This window comes from Pseudophaeobacter leonis (genome assembly GCF_002087335.1).
Lineage (GTDB): Bacteria > Pseudomonadota > Alphaproteobacteria > Rhodobacterales > Rhodobacteraceae > Pseudophaeobacter > Pseudophaeobacter leonis.
The window spans coordinates 167,244-187,562 of the sequence record NZ_MWVJ01000033.1 but is presented as its reverse complement, the minus strand read 5'-3'; the positions used below and the strand labels follow the sequence as shown (position 1 = coordinate 187,562).

Annotated in this window: 16 protein-coding genes and 1 pseudogene; 10 read left to right on the top strand and 7 right to left on the bottom strand. The window is 56.2% G+C overall.

Features of this window, described 5'->3' with window-relative positions; all coding sequences use genetic code 11:
- The 3 genes and pseudogenes from B4968_RS23470 to B4968_RS09320 form a co-directional block, all read left to right on the top strand.
- Positions 1-181: pseudogene (locus B4968_RS23470) on the top strand (succinylglutamate desuccinylase); the annotation flags it as partial.
- A 48-nt stretch (positions 182-229) separates the two neighbouring features.
- Positions 230-928, top strand: a complete 699-nt coding sequence (locus B4968_RS09325) for a hypothetical protein (RefSeq protein WP_083098399.1) — start codon at positions 230-232, stop codon at positions 926-928.
- A 362-nt stretch (positions 929-1,290) separates the two neighbouring features.
- A complete protein-coding gene (locus B4968_RS09320; protein ID WP_083098397.1) occupies positions 1,291-2,757 on the top strand; it encodes an endo alpha-1,4 polygalactosaminidase in 1,467 nt (488 codons plus the stop codon).
- Between the two features lie 96 nt (positions 2,758-2,853).
- On the opposite strand, the gene B4968_RS09315 is transcribed toward B4968_RS09320, so the two are convergent.
- From B4968_RS09315 to B4968_RS09290, 6 genes are all read right to left on the bottom strand, one after another.
- Complete coding sequence (locus B4968_RS09315) at positions 2,854-3,183, bottom strand: arsenate reductase family protein (RefSeq protein WP_083098395.1); 330 nt, start codon at positions 3,181-3,183, stop codon at positions 2,854-2,856.
- Between the two features lie 165 nt (positions 3,184-3,348).
- Positions 3,349-4,812, bottom strand: coding sequence for a mechanosensitive ion channel family protein (locus B4968_RS23790; RefSeq protein WP_083098393.1), 1,464 nt, complete (start codon positions 4,810-4,812; stop codon positions 3,349-3,351).
- Entirely contained in the window at positions 4,809-5,828 is a 1,020-nt protein-coding gene (locus B4968_RS09305; RefSeq protein WP_083098391.1) for a CorA family divalent cation transporter, read from the bottom strand. Before B4968_RS09305 ends, B4968_RS23790 begins: the two co-directional genes overlap by 4 nt.
- Positions 5,825-6,778, bottom strand: coding sequence for a cation diffusion facilitator family transporter (locus B4968_RS09300; RefSeq protein WP_083098389.1), 954 nt, complete (start codon positions 6,776-6,778; stop codon positions 5,825-5,827). Before B4968_RS09300 ends, B4968_RS09305 begins: the two co-directional genes overlap by 4 nt.
- 398 nt (positions 6,779-7,176) lie before the next feature.
- Complete coding sequence (locus B4968_RS09295) at positions 7,177-7,650, bottom strand: hypothetical protein (protein ID WP_083098387.1); 474 nt, start codon at positions 7,648-7,650, stop codon at positions 7,177-7,179.
- Between the two features lie 9 nt (positions 7,651-7,659).
- Entirely contained in the window at positions 7,660-8,655 is a 996-nt protein-coding gene (locus tag B4968_RS09290; protein ID WP_338153237.1) for a LysR family transcriptional regulator, read from the bottom strand.
- Between the two features lie 173 nt (positions 8,656-8,828).
- On the opposite strand from B4968_RS09290, the gene B4968_RS09285 reads away from it, so the two are divergent.
- From B4968_RS09285 to B4968_RS09270, 4 genes are read left to right on the top strand one after another with little or no spacing between them, the layout of a single operon-like run.
- A complete protein-coding gene (locus B4968_RS09285; RefSeq protein WP_083098385.1) occupies positions 8,829-9,455 on the top strand; it encodes a paraquat-inducible protein A in 627 nt (208 codons plus the stop codon).
- 47 nt (positions 9,456-9,502) lie between these two features.
- The gene (locus B4968_RS09280; RefSeq protein WP_241525655.1) at positions 9,503-10,057 is read left to right on the top strand and encodes a paraquat-inducible protein A; all 555 of its coding nucleotides are present in this window, start codon (positions 9,503-9,505) and stop codon (positions 10,055-10,057) included.
- A 21-nt stretch (positions 10,058-10,078) separates the two neighbouring features.
- Positions 10,079-11,761, top strand: a complete 1,683-nt coding sequence (locus tag B4968_RS09275; RefSeq protein WP_241525654.1) for a PqiB family protein — start codon at positions 10,079-10,081, stop codon at positions 11,759-11,761.
- A 57-nt stretch (positions 11,762-11,818) separates the two neighbouring features.
- Positions 11,819-12,382, top strand: a complete 564-nt coding sequence (locus B4968_RS09270; protein ID WP_083098381.1) for a PqiC family protein — start codon at positions 11,819-11,821, stop codon at positions 12,380-12,382.
- A gap of 192 nt (positions 12,383-12,574) precedes the next feature.
- Here B4968_RS09270 and B4968_RS09265 read toward each other — a convergent pair whose 3' ends face one another.
- Complete coding sequence (locus tag B4968_RS09265) at positions 12,575-14,722, bottom strand: response regulator (protein ID WP_083098378.1); 2,148 nt, start codon at positions 14,720-14,722, stop codon at positions 12,575-12,577.
- Positions 14,723-15,192: 470 nt separating this feature from the next.
- On the opposite strand from B4968_RS09265, the gene B4968_RS09260 reads away from it, so the two are divergent.
- The 3 genes from B4968_RS09260 (at position 15,193) to B4968_RS09250 (ending at position 20,179) form a co-directional block, all read left to right on the top strand.
- Positions 15,193-16,464 (top strand): hypothetical protein, encoded by a 1,272-nt coding sequence (locus B4968_RS09260; protein ID WP_139792673.1) that lies wholly within the window; start codon positions 15,193-15,195, stop codon positions 16,462-16,464.
- Positions 16,465-16,588: 124 nt separating this feature from the next.
- Positions 16,589-19,390 (top strand): protein kinase domain-containing protein, encoded by a 2,802-nt coding sequence (locus B4968_RS09255; RefSeq protein ID WP_083098375.1) that lies wholly within the window; start codon positions 16,589-16,591, stop codon positions 19,388-19,390.
- A 312-nt stretch (positions 19,391-19,702) separates the two neighbouring features.
- Complete coding sequence (locus tag B4968_RS09250; RefSeq protein ID WP_083098373.1) at positions 19,703-20,179, top strand: GNAT family N-acetyltransferase; 477 nt, start codon at positions 19,703-19,705, stop codon at positions 20,177-20,179.
- Positions 20,180-20,319 lie beyond the last annotated feature (140 nt).

Sequence of the window (20,319 nt, the reverse complement as noted above, 5' to 3'; positions counted from 1 at the left end):
CATTGTCGCTCCCTTTAATGGGATCGTGGTCGGACGTGCTGTTTTGCCGATCGTCAATGAAGGGGATGCAGTCCTGCACCTTGCGCGGGTGAAGTCCATGTCTGTTGCGGAAGGTGCCGTTGAAGACCTCAACGATCAGCTTTCTGACGACCCGCTCTTTGATGAAGACGAGATAATTTAGCCGCAAAGCTGCTCCGCCAGCGGTGCCACACCCGAGAAAGCCAATCAGATGCCTCAGTCCTATCATGTCGAAATACTATCGTTTGAGACCATAAAAGAAGTGCAGGGCGACTGGAAGACAGCCGACTACACCGCCCTTCTGGATGAGCTGGAATTTGGCGACAGTGCAGGCCTTGGCGAGGCGGAACTGCGTGAGATGTGTCTGATGGCCTTGCAGGATATGGACCCCGAGGACGCCGCCTATATCGTACTCAAGCACGTTGTCGGTGATAAATTGCGCGAAGGGCAACTGCGCAATGTTGCAAACGAAATGCCCGAAGAAAAGCTGTGGGAGGAGTATGTGGTGCCGGCCTTTCACGGGCAGATGTTCCGTGTTGCCAGCCTGCTGTATGCGGCATTGCCTGCTATATTCCCCAAGCCGGACGCGGTGAACGTCGTGCTGCGCATCAAAGGCGTCGCAGCGAGAGACCAGGGCCTGTTTGTGCCATCGCCAGACGCATCTCTTTTGGTGCGCCTGCTGGCGGGGGGCATGAGCGACCACGCTGTGCTGAACCGCCTTTATGAGGATCAAATCCAGGGAGAGGCATTTCCCAACGCAACTGACATGATTTGGTCGGCGCGTGCTGCACCTGCGGCAGGCGACGCAGTCGAGCTCTCGGTTCTAAGCTCCGGCTATTGGCTTGATGAGCTGGAACGATCAGACGCATTCGACGTTCAGGCTTTTCCGGATGCCCCCGGTCACAAATAGACGGAGTTGGCAAAAGCCGTCGGTATATCTGCCAGCGCTGCGTGGATACCTGCATGCCTGGGAAACAGGATGAGAGACGAAGGCAGGCGTCAGAAAATGGATCGGGCTATACAATCGCACACGCCCGTATTCTCCGCTTGGCGGGCGACCACCTGCCGTGGTCTAGTGGCACAGCGCAGAAATACCCCCCCGATCAGCAGGCGCACAGAAGAGCTCAAATCTCGCCAGATCCTGTCAAAAGTGAGCAGGAGCCTATATAAGCTCACCGACGCGCCGGCGTTGCCAGTTCCACAGGTACCAGTGCCACAGGGTCCCGCTGGGGAAATGTCGATCCTCTAACTGAAAAGGCCAAGATACCTGCTATGCCGCTTTTTTCGACATCTACAGGTCCTGTGACCGTATCAAGCTGGGGTTACCAGTTGCAGGGGCGCGGCGGACTGGATGCAGCCGCGCTGTCCGAAGCCAGTCATGACCTGATTGTCATGGATTTTTCCGGCGACGGCACTGGGCGGCACGGATTTAGCCCTGATGAGATCGCTGAGATTAAGGATGGCCCCGGAGGGCGTTCGGTCGCGGCGGCCTACCTGTCGATAGGGGAGGCTTCGGAATTCAGAGACCATTGGAATGCGGCGTGGACGACCACAGGGCAAGCCAGCGGCGATCTGACGGCTGGGGCGCCCGATTGGCTGGGGCCGACCAACCCTGATTGGCCAGAAAGCCGCAAGGTGCGGTTTTGGGACGATGCATGGCAGGACAATCTCTTTAATGAGGAGGGGACAGGCTGGCTGGACCAGATTGTCAGCCAGGGCTTTGACGCCGCCTATTTGGACATTGTGGACGCCTATTATTATTGGGCGGTCGAGGCCCCCAACCGGGTGCGCCAACCCGGAGATCCAGCGCGCAACGACGAAAGGGATGCGGCAGAGCGGATGATCGACTTTATCGTCGAGATGAGCCAACACGCGCGCCAAACCAATCCCGACTTCTTTATGATCCTGCAGAATGGTGCTTTTATCATAGACGCCCTGGCCGACTCTGATCCTGTTCGCCAGGCCGCCCTGCTGGATGCCATCGGGGCCATTGCCGTTGAGGATACCTATTTCGTCGGCAGTCGGGATGAAAATAACCAACTGAACCCGGATGACGATAGAATATCGGTGCTGCAGGACGACTTTCTCGAAAATGGCATTCCGGTGTTTGCCGTGGACTACCTCTCCCGTTCCGGGGGCGTGGACCGTTTCCAGGAACTCGCGATCTCGGACGGTTTTATCCCCTTTGCAGCCAATGACCGGGACCTGAACGACATGAGCCCGGATCTCGCGGACAACAGGGCTTCGATGCAATCGGATTACCTGACCGGGCAGGCCGGGCGCGATATCATCCGGGCCAGGGCGGGCAATGACGTGGCCGAAGGGTTGGGCGGCAATGATCGCATCCTGGGGGGCGCTGGGCAGGACCGGATTTTGGGAGGCGTTGGCCACGATCACCTGTCTGGTAATCGGGGCAGCGACAGCCTGTACGGCGGCCAGGGCAACGACAGGCTTGCTGGCGGCTCGGGCCGTGATCAATTGACTGGTGGTGCCGGTTCGGACCGCTTTGTCTTTAGCAACGGCTCCGGGCGCGACCGGATCATGGATTTTCAGGATGATCTCGACAGTCTGGAGCTCAATGAAGCTTTGTGGGGCGGCGGCAAAAATGCAGCACAGGTTCTGCGGGATTACGGCACGGAACACGGACAGCGGTTTGTGCTCGACTTTGGCGATGGTGACGTATTGACGCTCCGCAATATCACCGCCGAAGCTCCGCTGGATGATGTGGTCCTGTTCTGAAGTCTCAGGACCCAAGCTGGCGAAGGCGGCCTGCGGTCGCTAGCAGCCCTGCTCCCAAACTTTCCGGATCCCGGGCGAGGGGAGGCTTGGCTTGCGTCACTCTGCAAGCAAAGCGGCCTGCACCGCGGCATCCCAGCCGAGATAATAGGTGTCGCCGTCACGGATCACCGGACGCACCATCAGCTTGGGCTTGGCAGCGAGCTGGTCTTCCGCTTCCGAATGCTTCAGCCAGTCGCTGAGCCCGCGCCAGTCATTTGACTTGCGGTCAACCAGACGATCGCCAAATTCAGCGATCAATTCAGAAAGCTCTGCCTCGCTCAGAGGCTCTGCCCGGACATCGCGAAAACTGATATCCTTGCCCGCGGCCTCTAGCGCCTTGAGGGCTTTCTTGCTTGTGGCACATGTATTCAGTCCATAGATCATCATGGCGCGGTCTCCTTTGGCGCGGGTGGTGCAACTTCACGCACTAGACCCTGAAGTGCAAGAGGGCTGTACAGTTCAAGAAACGGGTTCTCATCAAGGCTGTCTTTCCTTCAAATTCCCGGCCCAAAGCGACCGGGAATTCAGTTTTCAGGTTTTGGGCTTTGTTGGTCAACTGACCAGGCCCGCACCGCTCCCTGACTTTATATGCAGATCGCGCTGTGGGAACGGAATCTCGATGCCATATTTGGCCAATGCGGTTTCAAGTTCCCAGTTGTAGGCCGCCAGGATGCTTCTTGGGCGTTTCACGGCGTCTGGCTGCAACCATAAGACCAATTCGAAATCCAGGCTGCTTTCCCCAAATCCGACCAACCAGACTTCTGCTGGCTTTGCGTGCCGGCCTTTCAATTCATGGGGCAGGAGGGATGCGGCTTCTAGCGCCGCCTTTTTCACCAATTCCTTATCGGTCCCGTAGGCCACACCGAACGGGATCCGGGTGCGTATATGCTTTTCCCGAAGGGTCCAGTTTGTGACAGTCCCGTTGATGAATTCTGAGTTCGGGACCAAAACATCAACGCGGTCATTCGTGCTGATCAGGGTGGCCCGTGTGTTGATTTCCTTGACTTCGCCGGTCACGCCGGATTGCAGTTCGACAAAGTCGCCAACGGAAACACTGCCTTCGATCAGCATGATGGCACCTGACATCAGATTGCTGAAAATGGCCTGCAAACCAAAGCCGATACCAACACCGACGGCACCAGAGAATACGGCCAAAGCCGTCAGATCGATGCCGATGGCGTTCAGGGCAATAACCGCAGCAAAGAACATGGTGCCCAGTCGAATGACCTGCGACAGCAATGTGCGCATCGAAGGGGTCATGTTTTTGGACTGGCCCAGGCGTGCCTGCACAAATTTGGAAACCTGAGAGGCAAGCCAAACCAGAAGAATAAGCAGTACCGCGCCCTTGATCACATCAAATACGGTGACCCGGCCAGTCCCAATCCCGATTCCAATGCCGTCCAGAACGGCAATGGTGGGGTTCAAAAGACGCAGGATATACAGGGCGACAACGATGGTGGCGATGACCGCGGCCGTCTTTGACCACAGCGGATCTTTTACCGCAGTTGAAATCAGATTGATGACAATCCAGGCTTGCGCCATGCTTGCCCCGATCCGCAGAAAATCGTTTTCCAGACCACTTTGACGCATGATTGGGATCGCGATCCAAAGGATTACCACCCAGAAGAAAGGCATCAGGACACGTTTGACCGACCGTTCCAAATTGGCGAGAAACGGTTTGTCGCCTTCGGCCTGTGGCCATGACCGATCAACAACGCCAGCAAATGTACGATGAAGCAACCAGGCCAAAAGCAAAGCCCCCAGCATGATACCAAGCTGGTAGACACCTTCGAGTGAGGAAACCTGATGGCCCAGTCGATCAAGGGTTTCCGTGGCAAACGCGACGATTGGGGCGACGCTTTCGGTAATTTCCCCTGTCATGCTTTCAATAGTTTCAGTTGCCTCTGTCACAGGCACCTCGGTAACGGGCACCTCGGTAACGGGCGCATCTGTCACGGGCGCATCTGTCGCCGTCTTGCCCAATGCCTGCTGACTATTCGCTGTGTGCGCACTCATCGTATCCTCCCTGCTGTTGCCAGTGTTGTTGGGTCATAACCACTTAAGCTTTTTGAAAACCGCGATTTCAATACGCCGGAACCCAGGAGCAGCGCGCAGAAAACCCAAAAAGCACTGCTGCTCTCGACACCCGGCATCCCGCCGATGTTGATGCCGAGAAGGCCGGTCAGGAATGCCAAAGGCAGGAATATCGCTGAGATCACCGCCAGTGCATACAGCGTGCGGTTGGTCGACTCTGCCAACTGGCTGGCAACGTCATCTTTGTAAACCAGTGCCTGATCGCGCGCAGAATCCAGCTCTTCGACGTAATAGGCCAGTGTTTCCGCCACTTCGCGCATTTTGGCATGCCAGTTATTGTCGGCCCACTGGGGCGGGTCAACGATCAGCTCTCCCATGGCGATGCGTTGCGGGGCGATATAGCGGCGCAGTGAGATCGCGTTGTTGCGCACATCCATCAGATCGACCCGCGTCTTATCCGGCGCCGACAGGTCGAATTCGTCCTGAACCTGATCGACGCGGTCTTTGATGCCTTCGATGGTCTGGGACATGCGTTGGCAAAGCGTGAAGGAAAGATCCTGAAACAGGGCAGAAATTGTTGCAGGGCCGTCGCCGCCTTCGGCGAGTTTGGCAAGTACGTTGCGCACGGTCTGAAGTCGCGTCTTGCGCAGGGTAATCAGCCGCTCTCCTTCGGACCAGAGCCGCAGATCAACCATGTCGGACCGTTTGGCGTCGGGGTTCAGGTTTACCCCGCGAAATATCGCAACGGTACCGCGCTTGCCTTTGAAAACGCGGGGGCGCGATTCCTCGGACAAAAGCGCGTTGACAGTTTCCGATGTCAGGCCGCTTTCGTCGCGCAGCCAGGTCTCAACATTTGGGTCGGTTCGGTCCAGATGAATCCAGACCGGCTTGTCACCGGTCTTCCAGGCTTTGACCTCCTCCCAGCCGATCGCCGTGCCTGATCCGTCCCCGTTCAGGCGCTGAGCAAATAGCAGTCCGTTTTCACCTTCTTGCGTCATGCACTTTCTCCGGTTTTGTTTGCCTCCAGGTCCGCGATGTGGCCAGAAATGCTCTGGGCCTCGATAAAGATACGCTTCACATCGGGATGCTTTGCCTTGATTTGCTTTTCGAAATTGGAGATCGCAGCCTCGACAGCTTCGGCACTTATGCCGTCTACAAAGTCGATACTGGCGTTCACCAGAATGTCTTGCGGGCTGAGATGCATGGTCAAAAGCTCATTCACCGCCTTGATGTCTTTATCCTCTTCGATACAGGCCCGGATGCTTTTGACGGTTTCCGGATCAGCGCCTTCGCCGATCAGCAGACCTTTGCTTTCGATGGCCAGCGCAATGGCGACAACGGCCAGAACAATACCGATGCCGATAGAGGCCCAGGCGTCCAGAAAATGCCAGCCGAACACATGCGAGCCCGCAACCCCGACAAAGGCAATTATGAGACCCAGCATAGCGGCGCTGTCTTCAAACAGGACTGTGAAGACGGTCGGGTCTTTGGAATGACGGATCGCCTTAATCAAAGGCTGATCGCCACGCATCTTATTGAATTCCTTGTAGGCCACACTGAGGGCCCAGCCTTCAAACACCATGCCAAAAATCAAAACGCCATAGTTCCATGCGGGCGCGGTCAGTGGCTCCGGGTGGCCGAGGTGTTTGAAACCCTCGTATAAAGAGATACCCGAACCAATCGCAAAGATCAGAATGGCGACAACAAAGGTCCAGAAATACAGCTCCATGCCATAGCCAAACGGGTGTTTTTCGTCGGGGCCTTTGTTGGACACCCGGATCCCCCACAGCAAAAGCAGCTGGTTGCCGGAATCCACAACCGAGTGGATGCCTTCGGACAACATGGCAGAAGAGCCAGTTACAGACGCGGCAAAAAATTTGCTGACCGCGATCATTGAGTTGCCAACAAGGGCGGCATAGATCACTTTTTTCGATTGATTGGCGGACATTTGGAGCCTCAGATCTTTGGTTAATTCGATGGGTATGATGACCTCTGGATGCGGCGCATTCAGGTCTTTTGCGAACGAGAGATTGGGCGCTGTACGATCTGCATATGCTTCAACACCCTAAGACATACCGCGTCTGGACTGATCTTATTCCAGGGGAATGCCATAAGCGAAATTCAAGATAATCAACCCAGGGGTGACCATGCTTTTTGTCTAAGTGGCATTTCTGCAGAACGCTGGGCGCATTTGTTCTCTGATTTGCAGTGGCACGACACAATCGGCGCTCACCGGGCCTTCACCACTGACCTGCGGGCGAACACTATCGGCGGCGCTTGTGCTTAGTCGCGAATTTCTTCACCTTTATCCTTCTGAGCGTCAGAAATGCGCCACCGGAAAACCATTCAAGGTGCCGTCAGGCCGCGTCCTTGAACCATTCCAAGGCTGGCGCACAGCTTTAGAGCGGACCAATACCCGTGATGAATAACTTCCTTCAGTTTTGTCCCCTGCGCCACGGGCAGCAGGAACAGAATTCGGTCAATCACGTCGTTCGGCGCGTGGCCAATGTGAGCAATCCCAAGGTCATCTTCCAGCGCTTCAAGATTAATCAATGAAATTGTTCCGCGCATCCAGGGCAGGGTAGGGAGCGCAGCCAATCGGCCATAAAGGCCTTCGATCACGTCTTTCTGGCCTGCAACGACAAGGTTGGGGCCACTATGGGCCCCGCTCAGGCGATAGCCAAAAACCTCGCCAGCATGGTCATCCGTCAAAACATCGACGTGGCGAGCGGCTTTTGTTGGTTTCGTGTCGAGAACATAAACATTCATCGCGTCCACAGCCCCTTTTGGTTGCAGTGGCTGAACAAAGCTCAGCCGCATAGTCAGGTGCTAGGATAGGGTGAAATATAACCTAAGGAAAATTAAAAATAAACATGGTTGCCGTGATTTATAGTTATGTATCGGTGCGTCGCCCCAGCACATCCACCGCGTGTTCTTCGCTGATCTCGGCGAGTTTTTCCAGCACATTGCCCTGGGCGTCGTCGATCTTTTCTGCGACCTCGCGAAGGGTGCGGCTTGCAAGGTCACGAACGACAGGGTCAAGATCTTCTCTCCACACAGCCCAGGCGGATAGGGAAACCTTGGTGCATCTGCAACCAGATGCAATTGGCCACTTTCAAGATATCTAAGCGCCGATCTTGCCGGTACGTAGGCTGCTTTTCCTCTGTTCACAATATAGTCGACGGCCATAGCCCCCAATGACATGGTCAGGCCGGAATTGGTCAGATTTGGCAGGTGAATGGCGTGGGCCTGCACAAATTCCGGCCCCCAATCGACAAAAACATAGCGGCCATTCAGATCCAGCGTCGGTGAGCGCCACGAGGCGACCAGCACGAGTTCTTCCTCTAAAATACATTGTGCATTTAGTCCCGGCCGCAGCTGCGGTGTATACATGAGTGCGGCCTGAACGACGCCCTCGATCAGAAATCGTGTCAGGCGGTCTGGCATACCCAGTTCGGCCCTGATGCTAAGATCGGGCATTGCCGATTGCATGGCATCAATCCAACGAAACCCCAGCCGCGGCCACAAGGAATATTGCGCCCCGATTGTGAAGCTTTTGGTGAACCCTTCTGGTATCGCGATTTGTTGCCGGGCCTCTTCCCAGACTTTGATCAGGGACAAGGCGTAATGTTCAAATTCGACCCCCGCAGGCGTCAACTCTGCGCCTGCTTTTGAGCGTATAAAAAGCGGTCGTCCAAGGCTGTTCTCTAACCGCTGCACCCGCAGGCTGACAGCTGACTGGGTGACAAACAATCGCTCGGACGCGGATACGAAAGAGCCAGTTGCGGCGACTTCGAGAAAGGTTTTTATCAGCGTGATATCCATAGGAATTACATGAGGGATAGTCACTTTTATTGCAAGTATACCTCCATTTTGCTCACGCTCGGTTTTGCACCCGAGCTACAGGAATTAGTGCACGCTAGAGATAGCACTGGCGTGGCGATGGCCTCGTGTCGCATAATGCGGCGGTATGATCGGCAGAAAAGGACGTATACGGTTTGGCTTGCACGATTGCCGAAACAGGGCTTGTTGCCTGCCCACGCTGTGATCTGTTGCACAGAGAGCCAGACCGGGCCGAGAACTGCACCGTCAGCTGCAGCCGCTGTGGCGTCGTTCTGGCGACCCCGCGCGCAGGCGCCTTTACGCGCGTGTTCGTTTTGGCGCTCACAGCCATGATCCTGATGGTGGCCGCAGTCTACTTTCCGTTTCTGGAACTCCAGGTCGCAGGGCTGAACAACCGTACATCGGTTCTTGACGCGATCCTGGCCTTTTCCAGCGGCCTGTTGCTGCCTTTGTCTGTTGCACTGGCCGCTTTTATCGTACTGATCCCTTCGCTCCGGTTTGCGGCTGTTGCCTATACGTTATGGCCACTGGTATTTGACCGCCCACCGTTCCAGTACGCGCGTCCTGCCTTCCGCCTTGCAGAAAGACTGCGGCCCTGGGCGATGGCCGAGATATTCGTTTTGGGGGTCTCCGTGGCCCTGGTAAAAGTCGCGGGGATGGCAAGCGTCGGTTTGGGACCGGCCTTCTGGGCCTTTTGTGCCCTTGTCGTTGTGGCGGCTCTTCACGACAACTTTATGTGTAGAAGGACGATTTTGAAATCTCTGGAACAGAACGCTCAGTAGGAACGGCCCGCGAGGCTGGGCTTGTCGCCTGCGACCGCTGTGGGGTGGTGTACCCTCCGCTTGCCGGTACCTGCACAAGATGCGGTAGCGCGCTGCATTCGCGCGCGCCGCTGTCGCTGCAGCGCACCATCGCCTGGCTGCTGGCTGGCCTCATCGCCTATGTTCCGGCAAGTATTTACCCCATGCTTTTGACCTCGACACTGTTTGAGCGTCAGGAAAGCACGATCCTGGGAGGCGTCGTTGACTTGCTGCACCACGGCTCATTCGGGGATGCCGTGATCGTTTTTGTGGCCAGTGTGGTCATCCCAATCGGGAAGTTCCTGGCCATACTCTACCTTGTGCGCGCCGTGGGGCAGCACCGCGCCCTGAGCGCCCATCAACGCCAGCTGATGCTGGAGATTGTCGAGTTCATTGGCCGGTGGTCGATGATTGACGTTTTTGTTGTCGCAATCCTTTCGGCTCTGGTGCAGCTGGACAGCGTTGCCACAATCAATCCCGGAATCGCAGCCGTTTCTTTTGCGCTTTCGGTTGTGTTTACCATGCTGGCAGCCCAGAGTCTGGATTCCAGACTCATCTGGGATGGAAGCGAGACTGGGACATGAGACTGGAAACGAGACTGGGACATGACTAATCGCATTGAGGCTGCAGAGCCGGACATCCGCCCCATGCGCCAGGGGCTGATGTCGCGCATCTCCCTTGTCTGGCTGGTGCCGGTCCTTGCTCTTGTGGCTTCGCTGGCCCTGGCCTGGCAAAATTATTCCGACCGGGGCGTTCTGATCGAGATCGGCTTTAAAAACGCCACCGGTGTTGAAGTCGGCAAGACGCAACTCAGATACCGCGACGTATCTGTTGGAACCGTTGAACGCGTCACCTTCTCAGAGGATCTGTCGCAGGTCATCGTGCAGGTACGGGTGGAAAAAGACATCGCAGCGTTCATTGATGCAGACGCGCTCTTCTGGGTCGAACGGCCGCAGGTCTCGGTACGGGGCGTTAGCGGATTGGGCACGGTCTTGTCGGGGGTCTATGTCAACGGCTTCTGGGACGCCACGATTGGTGAGCCGGAACACCGCTTCACCGGTCTTGGTGCGGCACCGCTCGTGCGGCCCGGCAGCCGCGGCATCTCTATTGTTCTGCGTGCGCGTAACGGAAACCAGCTCTCTGCCGGGGCGCCTATTTTGTACAAAGGTATTCGCGTTGGTGTCATGGAGGCCCCCTCGCTTACGGCCTCCGGATCTGACGTGGTCTCCAATGGTTTCATTGAGGCGCCATATGATGCGCTGGTCACATCAGCCACGCGGTTCTGGGATACCTCGGGTTTCGAGGTTTCGTTTGGTGCCGGCGGCGTCAAGCTTGACGTGGAAAGTCTCGCCTCGCTGCTCGAGGGCGGCGTGACATTCGAAACCCTGGTGTCGGGCGGCGGACCTGTCGAGACAGGCGTGACCTTTCCGATCTATGAAAGCGAAGCTGCGGCACGCAAAAGCCTGTTTCACGATGAGAATGCTGAGCTTTTGACGGTTGCAACCGAGTTCGGCGAATCCGTCGGCGGGCTTGTTGTCGGATCCGAGGTGCGGTTCCGCGGGATCAAGGTTGGCGAAGTCTCCGAGCTGACAATGCGGGTGGTCAAAAGCGGCGCAAAGAGAGCTGTGTTGCTGCGTGCTGCCCTGCAGCTCAGACCGGGAAACCTGGGCCTGGGGCAGGACGCCACCACAAACGAAGCCCTGGTGCTGTTGCAGGACTATGTCGTGCAGGGCCTGCGGGCGCGGCTGACCTCTGCCAATATCCTGACCGGCGAGCTGATCGTCGAACTTGTCGAGTTGCCAAAGGCAAAGGCGGCTGTGCTTGATCTGAGCGCAAAGCCCTATCCGCTCGTGCCATCGGTGGATGCCAATTTGTCGGATTTAACCGCCACCGCCGAAGGCGTGTTCAAGCGGATCAATGCCCTGAAGGTGGAAGAGCTGATTGCATCGGCCATTGGTGTTCTGGACAGTGTAAACGGGCTTGTGGCTTCTGACGGGGTCAAGGCGGTCTTACCAGAACTGACCGCTCCACTGGCCGAGGCGCGCGTTATCCTTGCCGAGCTGCGCGGGGCCGGCGCCGGCGCCAGGGTCAATGCCACGCGGAGCGCGGCCGAAGGGGCCGCCAGCGGGTCGAGACAGCCGCCACAAAACTGCCGGCCCTGGCAGAGCAGCTTGAAAAACTTGCGGTCCGGACCGAGGCCGTGCTGGCAAGCTATGGTGAAAAATCACGGCTGGTCTCGACCGGTCTCGACGCCCTGCGCGACATTAGCGAGGCCGCCGAAGCCCTGAAATCTCTTGCGCGCACAATTCAGCGCAATCCGAATTCCCTTTTGTTAGGACGTTGACATGACGCTTCGCCTTCTCGTCGCGGCCGCAGCCGCTGTTGCTCTGGCAGGATGCGATGACAACACGCGCAGATACGCGCTGGACGCCACCCCCACCGAGTCGGCGGTAAAGGTCCGCGCCAGGGTCGCCTCGGTGCTGGTGCGCGCGGTGTCACTGCCGACCTATGCGGCGGCCGAAGAGATCGCGTTTCAGGACGCAAGCGGCGTCATTAAGCTGAACAAATCGGACCTTTGGGCTGACGAGCCAGAGCGTGCCACGACACTGCTGACCTCTCGCCATCTCAACCAGATGACCTCGGCGACGGTGGCGCCGCAACCCTGGCCTCTTGAAGAGACGCCTCAGGCGACCGTGGACATCCGGGTGGAGCAGCTTGTCGCCACGAACCGCAATACATTGCGTCTGTCCGGTCAGTATTTCATCGGTGGCCAGGAGATAGAATCCTACGACACTGACGAAGCCCGCCCCAAGGTGGCGCGCCGCACGATCCGCTCGCGCTCTGAGCTCTTTGATATTGAAGTGCCATTGCTGAGCGCCGGGCCAAGTGCGGGCCAAGTGCAGGGCTGAGCGCCGAGCCGGGCGCGCTGGCAGCGGCGCAATCAGAGGCTCTGCGGCTGCTTGCCGAAAGAATTGCCCGCGATCTGGCGCGCTAACGCTCCGCTCGGATTTGTGCGAACTTAGCCGGTATGTACGCACAGCGCATGTCCTTCGTTGGTCGCGCTGTCGGCCCTACCGCGATTACCGCAAAGGGCTGTCATTTCATGCCTTCTTGCCAAGAGCAGTCGCCACCGCAGTCAACAGCTCGGCATTTGGCACGGGCTTCATCAGGCGGACATCGTTGGGCTTGAGGCCGTTGCCATGCACCGTCGCCTCGGCGGCATAGCCGGACATGAAAATGAACGGCACGTCGGGATGGCTCTCTCGGATCACCTTTGCTAGATTGGTGCCTTGAAGCGTTCCGGGCATCACGATGTCGGTCAAAATGAGGTCGAATTTGGGATCGGACCGGAAGATTTTAAGTGCGGCATCGCCAGTAGCGGCCTGCGTGACGTCGTAGCCGCAACTTTCCAACACGGTCAGCAGCAGCTCACGGACGGCCTCGTCATCCTCAACCAGCAGGATACGCCCCTGGCCCCTAGCGTGCGAAGGCTGCTTTGGCGTTTCTTCTGGCAGGTCGGACAACGCGGTATCGGTAGTCGGAAAATACAGTTTCAGCGTCGTACCAATGCCCGTCTCGGTATAGACCTGAACGGTTCCCAGCGACTGCTGCACAAAGCCCAGCACCATCGACAGGCCCACGCCCGACCCCACACCGGGGGCCTTCGTCGTATAGAAGGGATCGAACATGCGCTCCAGTGTCTCGGGACCAATCCCGGTGCCGGTGTCGCTGACGGCCAGCATCACGTAGCGCCCTGGCTTAATCTCTTCGCCCCGGGCATCAAGGTAGGCGTGGTCGAGACGGATATTGGCCGTTTCGATGGTCAGCTTGCCTTTGCCGTCCATTGCATCGCGCGCATTCAGGATCAGGTTGAGAAGGGCGCTTTCCAGCGACGTCTTGTCCAGTTTCACTGGCCAGAGGCCTCCAAGCAGAGAGGTCTCCACCATGATCGATTCCGGCAGGGTACGGCCCATCCATTTTCTGGCCTCGCCCACAATGGCGTTCAAGTCCAGCACCTCGGGATGCAGGCCGGCCTCGCGTGCGAAGGCAAGCAGGCTGCGGGTCAGACCGGCTCCCCGGGTACTGGCAGCGATAGCGGCGCTGATCATTGCCTGCAGCTTCTCCTCTTCGTCCTCATCAAGCCTTTCGCGCAGCAATTCGAGGTTTCCCAGAACCACCGCCAAAATGTTGTTGAAGTCATGCGCCACGCCGCCGGTCAACTGTCCAATGGCTTCGCGCCTTTGCGACGCCGCCAGGCTGGACTGAAGATCAGCCCGTTGCTTTTGTTCGGCCAGACGACTGGAAAGGTCGGAGATATTGGCCCGCACCAGCTTCCGGTCATATGGCGGGATCCGCGACAGAGAAATCTCGCAGAGCACTTCTTCTCTGGCGGCGTTCAGGATCACATGATCAAACACCGGGTGACCACCGTCGAGGGCTTCCTGAAACTTTTCCCCTTCTATTTCAGAGCTGAGCTCTCCTGAGGGCTGTCGCTCAGGGCTTCTGGTGCCCAACTTAGGTGCGTTTCCAAGATCATCCCGTGATATGCCAAAGAGTTCTTCAGCCCGCGTGTTCGTGGCTGCGACCCGCTCGGTGTCCAGATCAAAGATCAAAATAGCGTGTGGGGAAAAGTCCACCATGGCCTCGAGCTGGCGATTTTTCTGTTCGGCTTCCACATCTGTCTCGATCCAGAACGACCTCAGATGGAAGATGAGCGTGAGAACGATCAGGCTACAGACGACCATAGCCCAAACCGCGACGAGCCAGCTGCGCAGATCGCGGTTCCACTCTGGAATCGAAATCTCGGGGGAAGGCACCTGGCCGGAGATAAACAGATAGCCGAAAACGGCGAGGCCTGCGACCATGCCGGCGAATACAAAAAGCGAGGTTCTGCGGCTGTAAATAAAGCCGCAGATTGCCAGAATGGAGGGCAAGGCTCCGACCCCAGTGGAAAGCAGCCCCAGATTAAAGATCCCTATCGAGATGTTGATCAGATATCCGATGATCAGGAGAAAGCCACGTAGGCTCAGATATTTGTCCGCGCGCAAGAGGACCGAAGGCAGCACGCAAAGTCCAAAAAACAAGACGGCGACGCTAAGGTATGCGAGACCCACTTGGTACACACGCAGAATGGAAAGGATGACGCCTATCATCGAGATGATCGCGAGGATGTCCAATACGTGGTTTTGGGTTTTTCGCATGCCCGCGTTGTATGTGGAGATGTTTTGATAGAAACCTTTGGTTGCCATGGTTTGCCTAGCGCCAGATTTGAAAAAATAACCGGTTTAAATCTACCCTGGAGTGTTTTGGCACACGCCCAGTGTGAAAACGCTGCACCTAAGGCTTAACAAATGCAAGGTTTGTCACAAAATCGCTTCGCTTTCGACCAGACCGCTGCCTTCTGGGGAATGAAATAAAACGATCCTCAGGCTGGTGCTTCCGAGTTCTTCGAAGTCGGCAGCAGGCCAGTCGCAGCAGGCCCGTTGACAGCAGGCAGTTGGCCCGCAGCGCCTGAGGCCGTCGTGCCGGCGAACCATGCCGCGTCACTGAAAGCACTGGGGCCTGACAGCAGTTTAAGCCGCCTTTCGCTCTCAAAAAACTGATGAGGGAAAAATTGAGTAATGGCTTGCTTTGGAGCAATTTACGTGGGCAGATTTTGTCTGGGTAATTTCAAATATGTTTAATGTATTTTGGCGAATTGGGGGCAACCATTATGTTGATGTCTGATGCAGAAATCGAAGACCTGAAGGGGCTGATGACCAAGGCGCGAAAGAGGCCGGTAAATTTTGCAATTTGTATGGGGAAGGCTCCTGACGGGACGGTTGTCCTGGGGCATTTGCGAAAAGACCCGGAAGTGCTCGCGCGGCAGGCCAAAAAAGCCGGTGAAACCCCCAAGGTTGCCTTTGGCGCGATGGAAGTCAGTGGGAAAAAGCTGCTTCTGACCTGCCCGGAAGCCCCCCCGGGCGGAATTGCCAAGCGGACCAAGGCCTTTCTGATGCTGATCAAGATGCCAATGAAAGTCATTTTCCTGGACGCAAACGGTGCCGTTATCCAAGATGACGGAGAGGACGAAACCAGCGACGATGCCGAAGGCGCGACGCAGGCCCCGCTGGCCGAAGACACGCCGGGCCATAAAGCTGCCCCCGATCAAGCTGCGGCTTGGGCAAGGGTCGAGAGCATGACGACGGCGATGGTGCAGAAAATGGCTGACCAGGGCGCTGCAAAGGCCGGGCAGGTGCAAGCCGCCTGGAAGGCGGCACAGGCCGCTGCCGCAGCAGGAGATTTTGCCACCGCAACTGCGGTTGTTGCCAAGCTTAAACCCATTCTGACAGCCTTTTCTGGACAGGCCTCTGATGCTGCGCAGGCGCCGGATGCTCTGGCGGCGCAATGGGCCAAGGCACAGGCCGCCATAGGGCCGCGATATGAAATGGCAATGGCGTTACAACCCGAAAACGCGGGTAAATTGCGCGCCGCCTGGGCAATGGCAGTGCAAAAGGCCGATGGCGCAGATTTTCAGGCCGCCTTAACGATAATAGCCCGCCTAGAACCCGCCGTGGAAGCCGTGATAGCCGCCGGCCCCGCGCAGTCCGTGGTTGCTGCCGGTACGGTGGCATTCCAGAAATCCCGGGTTCTGTGGGTCACAGCGCGCAGTAAAATGATGGCAGAGGTTCATAAACTGGCAGAGGCCATCAACGCTGCCGCCGAAGGCGATGAACTGGCCGATGAGATCCGCGCCGCTGCGGCTGATATCGTGGCAGAGGTCGAACAGATCGACACCAGACTGCAAGAGGCGCTGGATAGTCTGACCAATGCCGAAGGGGCCAGTCGGGACGCGATGAAACGCCAGGCGGCAGGCATTTTAGCAGAGTATCAGGCGCTGCTTGCCAAAGGTATTTTCACACGGATTGATGACAATCCGTTTGCGCCCGTGTCGGTCGCGACCACAGCACGAAATGCGTTGAACGTGATTTCCCGAACCCTGGCCGCCTAAATGGCGTTGCCCGGTTAAGGCGCAGCAGCTGGTTGCGGGGTGTATATTATTTCGTCTCCTCGGAAACAGCCTGCCTTTCCCTGCATACGCCCTCCGGAGCCTCTGGATTTCAAAGGAACAGATTATGCCCGCTACTCAAGAACAAATTAAATGGCTGAAGCTCGCGAGCGCGAAAAATCCGAAGAAAAGCAAGAAGAAAATCATGCGCGAGTATGAAGATTTTGAACGCCGCAGAAATAGAGTCGAAGAGCTCCTCACCGGTATCAGCTATGTCGGGAGCAATAATCCTCGCGGCAAATTGGTTGAGATTGTAAAAGCCGCAGATGAGATTGCCAAAGGTGGCGATTTCAAGGGGGCCTATGACCAGCTTCTCCTAGCGAAGGAAATGGCAAGTATTTACATCAGGAAATTTCCAAAAAGTGAGGCCGCAAATAATATCCGGCCAAAGCTTGAGCTGATTTCACATAATTTCCTGGAAAGAGCCTCGATTGTCGATCGGTTCGAAGCAACGGTTCGACATGTCACCGAAACGCTGAAAGGGCTTCTGCCGGTTTCTGGCGCGCAAACATTCGAAGAGGCTATAAATCGCGCGTCGAGGCTGGCGGAATTGGAGCCGGAATTGCGGGCCTCTTGCTACGAATTTATCGCCAATATACCTGTGAATGAAAAATTGTCATCTTTTGGCTATAGCCAATTGGAGGGTTTAAAGGTTTTAATTCAGGCATTTGAGCTGGCTGACAAAGGCCATCTGGTTGCGTCAGAGTACGCGCTTGCGCAGGAGCTGACCAGTATCTACGAACAGTATAAAGACCGCTTCAAGCCGCATGATTTCCAGACACTTGCAGAGCAGGCGCTGCTGAAATTCGAATTAAAGGTTCAGGACCTCAAGGATACCGAGCGGATGCACGCGCTGTATCAAGACGAAAACAAAGGCGGGGATGCCCAAAGCCAAAAGGCTGTGTCCGGTCTGAGAAAGAATTCCGAACATGAAGTGCTGCGTCTGGAGAAAGAAGAAGACCGGCTGCGTCTTGCGCAGCAACAATACCTCGATCTCCAAGATGAATTTAATACACAGACAGAACGTGACGCGGTTACACCTGCAAATGGGTTGGATCAGTTTTTTATCGCGGATGTTCTCTCTGATTTATTCAGCCCTGATGAGATGAAGGAAACTAGCAACGGGTCTTTATTCGTTAGCTTGTCAGATAAGCGACTTAAAGAGGTTAAGCACTATGCGGTGAGTCGGCTTACTGAGCACCTGGCAATTCTGGATACCGATGCGGATGAGTTTTTCCAACTTATGGCATGGCAGGCTCCGGAATATGCCGACCGCATTTTGCAAGATGTGTTCAACGGAAGTAAAATATCCGGAGTATACGATACCTGTTTGGAAATTGGCAAAGCGCTGAATGCGGTGGCCTGCCTACACTGCCCTGATCAGATGAGTGATGATGGCCACTCGCTTTCCTTTGGCGGTACGGATTATGTCTTAGACCGAATTCTGAAATCCGGCGGTAACGCCAGGGCGTGTCGATTTGTTGATCCAGAAACAAACAGGACGATAGTTGTTAAGACCAGCCTGAATGCGAGGGATACCGGCAAGGTGGCGATTGAGTTGGAGAACCACCGACGTCTGATGAACAATTTGGCTCCCGGGGGGAGGGCCGAAAGCGGACTTGTTGCTTTGGAAGGGCTGGCCCGCAGCCCGGATGGTCTGGTGCATATGATATTGGAAGATGTGCAGGGCGGCGATCTTGAGGATGTGGCGAAAACAATGTCTGTCTTGTCTGACGCAGGTATTTTGCCCGCATCGGCGCGGCAAATTCTGATGTGCGACGTCATTGTCAACACTGCCCGCGCCATGAAGGAGATGGAAGCAAGCGGTCTGGTGCATGGTGACCTGAAGGGCGAAAACGTCATGATGACCAGCGATGGCCGCATCAAGATCATCGACTTTGGTGAATCTGACTTCATTGACACGCACCTGGGCGGGGCGGATACGCGGGGGGCGACACCGGGATATGTCTCTCCTGATTTGGCCCAACACCCAAAACACATGGACGCGCGGGCAGATACCTTTGCCCTTGGTGGCATGTTGCAAAAGCTGATCCTTACAGACACCCCGCGCGATGGCAGGACCTACAGCGCGGGCAGCATGGGCAAATTGATCGCCAGTCTGAAAGAAACAGACCGAGATAACCGCCCAAGCCTTGACGCTGTAATGTTCAATACCCTGCATGCATCAGGGGCGGCAGATTTTGCTCAGTCAGACATCGAAAAACTAAAAGAGGCCATGGCGGAAACCGCGTCAATGGTGTCTCGAATAGAGACCCAGATTAGCGCGGATGAGATCGCACAGAACATGCCTAATTGTGGCTCAGTGGTGTCAGAAGGGGATGTAAGTCTCAGAAAGCTCAAGAGTTTAGTTGGCGGCTTGGAAAGTAAGATTGTCAAGCTACGCAATGGCGCGCGGGGAGATAAGGCGAGCTACCTGATGAGCATCAAACCGGAAATCGCGGCTTATCAGCAGGAAATCGATTTTCTAAATCAAAAAGTCAAAGCGGCGATGAAGGCTAAGTCTGTTCAGGCGGAAATGGCTTTTGCAACGGCTTTGGCCAACCCTGAGCTTAAGGTAAGGATTACCCTGGCCGACCAGACCGGCAACATTCCCCTGCCGCGGCTTTATACCGAGCGCAGTGTGATGGTCGAAAAACTGGATAGGCTGAGGCATGAGTTTGAACAGTCGCTGTTTCCACCAGATCAAGCCGATTTTGAAAAAGCCGAAGGTCTGAGCGCCCGGATTGAAAAGGGCGAAGACAATCTTCGCCTTTTGGATGATGCGGTTTATGCGGCCGTCGATGAGCAGGCGAAGTTTTTCCTGAGTCAGGAAAAGCTGAAAGCCGTGGCGAAGGCCTTTGAAAGATAGGCGCGCAAGTCATAGCCGAAAGTCATAGCCGCAGGGCAAAGCCGGCGCGTTTGCTTTGCGGGTCTGGCAGCGCATGCCTATGTCGGGGATCGGAAAATCTGGCGGCCTCTCTCGCGCCCCCAGCGACATCCCACTAGCTCCTCCCGCTATCTCTGGCTTGCAGCCTGCAGAACGCCTCAGGGCCTCAGCGCACCGACGAGGGCAACGACCCTCCTGCTGCAGCGCCGCCAGATCGCCTCAAGCCGTCTTGCAATTTTTCTGCAGAGTGGCGAGAGTCTGCTTGCAAACTATTCCCGTTAAAAGGCGCGGCTTATGGAAAACGAAATCACCATTCGAGACGCGTCTCAAGCCGACTTTGCTCAATGGCGAACGCTCTGGGATCAATACAATGCGTTCTACGGCAGAGTTGGCGCCACGGCTCTTTCCGAAGAGATTGTATTGACGACATGGCACAGGTTCCTCGATCCAGCTGAGCCTGTACAATGTTTGCTCGCCGAGAATCAGGAACAACTTGTTGGTTTGGCTCATTTTATTTCGCACCGAAACACTATAACGGTTGAAAATACCTGCTACCTGCGAGACCTCTTCTCGCGGCCCTCATTGCGCGGCAAAGGCATTGGTCGCAGGCTAATTGCGGAATTTTATGATCGGGCAAAACAGGCGGGAACGATCGGTGTTTACTGGCATACGCACTCTTCTAACGAAACAGCGATGAGGCTTTATGATCGCGTAGCGACGAACACCGAGTTCGTTGTCTACAGAGAGACGCTTTCAAAAACTCCAATTTGAACCAGCCATTAGGCGCATATGCAGCGAGGGGGCGCATGCGTAGCTAATGGGCGCTTGCTGCGCCCTGCTGTTGTCCAACCCCAAAGTTTCCTTGCAAGCCTTACCGATGACCGGATCTCACGCGGCATCGCAGCGGTTTC

What these genes read in the sequence shown, in the direction of transcription:
- B4968_RS09275 (WP_241525654.1), top strand. Translation starts at nt 10,079, where the DNA reads ATGACTAATCGCATTGAGGCTGCAGAGCCGGACATCCGCCCCATGCGC.
- B4968_RS09315 (WP_083098395.1), bottom strand. Translation starts at nt 3,183, where the DNA reads ATGATGATCTATGGACTGAATACATGTGCCACAAGCAAGAAAGCCCTC.
- B4968_RS09320 (WP_083098397.1), top strand. Translation starts at nt 1,291, where the DNA reads ATGCCGCTTTTTTCGACATCTACAGGTCCTGTGACCGTATCAAGCTGG.
- B4968_RS09305 (WP_083098391.1), bottom strand. Translation starts at nt 5,828, where the DNA reads ATGACGCAAGAAGGTGAAAACGGACTGCTATTTGCTCAGCGCCTGAAC.
- B4968_RS09270 (WP_083098381.1), top strand. Translation starts at nt 11,819, where the DNA reads ATGACGCTTCGCCTTCTCGTCGCGGCCGCAGCCGCTGTTGCTCTGGCA.
- B4968_RS09300 (WP_083098389.1), bottom strand. Translation starts at nt 6,778, where the DNA reads ATGTCCGCCAATCAATCGAAAAAAGTGATCTATGCCGCCCTTGTTGGC.
- B4968_RS09325 (WP_083098399.1), top strand. Translation starts at nt 230, where the DNA reads ATGCCTCAGTCCTATCATGTCGAAATACTATCGTTTGAGACCATAAAA.
- B4968_RS09295 (WP_083098387.1), bottom strand. Translation starts at nt 7,650, where the DNA reads ATGCGGCTGAGCTTTGTTCAGCCACTGCAACCAAAAGGGGCTGTGGAC.
- B4968_RS09250 (WP_083098373.1), top strand. Translation starts at nt 19,703, where the DNA reads ATGGAAAACGAAATCACCATTCGAGACGCGTCTCAAGCCGACTTTGCT.
- B4968_RS09260 (WP_139792673.1), top strand. Translation starts at nt 15,193, where the DNA reads ATGTCTGATGCAGAAATCGAAGACCTGAAGGGGCTGATGACCAAGGCG.
- B4968_RS09290 (WP_338153237.1), bottom strand. Translation starts at nt 8,655, where the DNA reads ATGGATATCACGCTGATAAAAACCTTTCTCGAAGTCGCCGCAACTGGC.
- B4968_RS23790 (WP_083098393.1), bottom strand. Translation starts at nt 4,812, where the DNA reads ATGAGTGCGCACACAGCGAATAGTCAGCAGGCATTGGGCAAGACGGCG.
- B4968_RS09265 (WP_083098378.1), bottom strand. Translation starts at nt 14,722, where the DNA reads ATGGCAACCAAAGGTTTCTATCAAAACATCTCCACATACAACGCGGGC.
- B4968_RS09255 (WP_083098375.1), top strand. Translation starts at nt 16,589, where the DNA reads ATGCCCGCTACTCAAGAACAAATTAAATGGCTGAAGCTCGCGAGCGCG.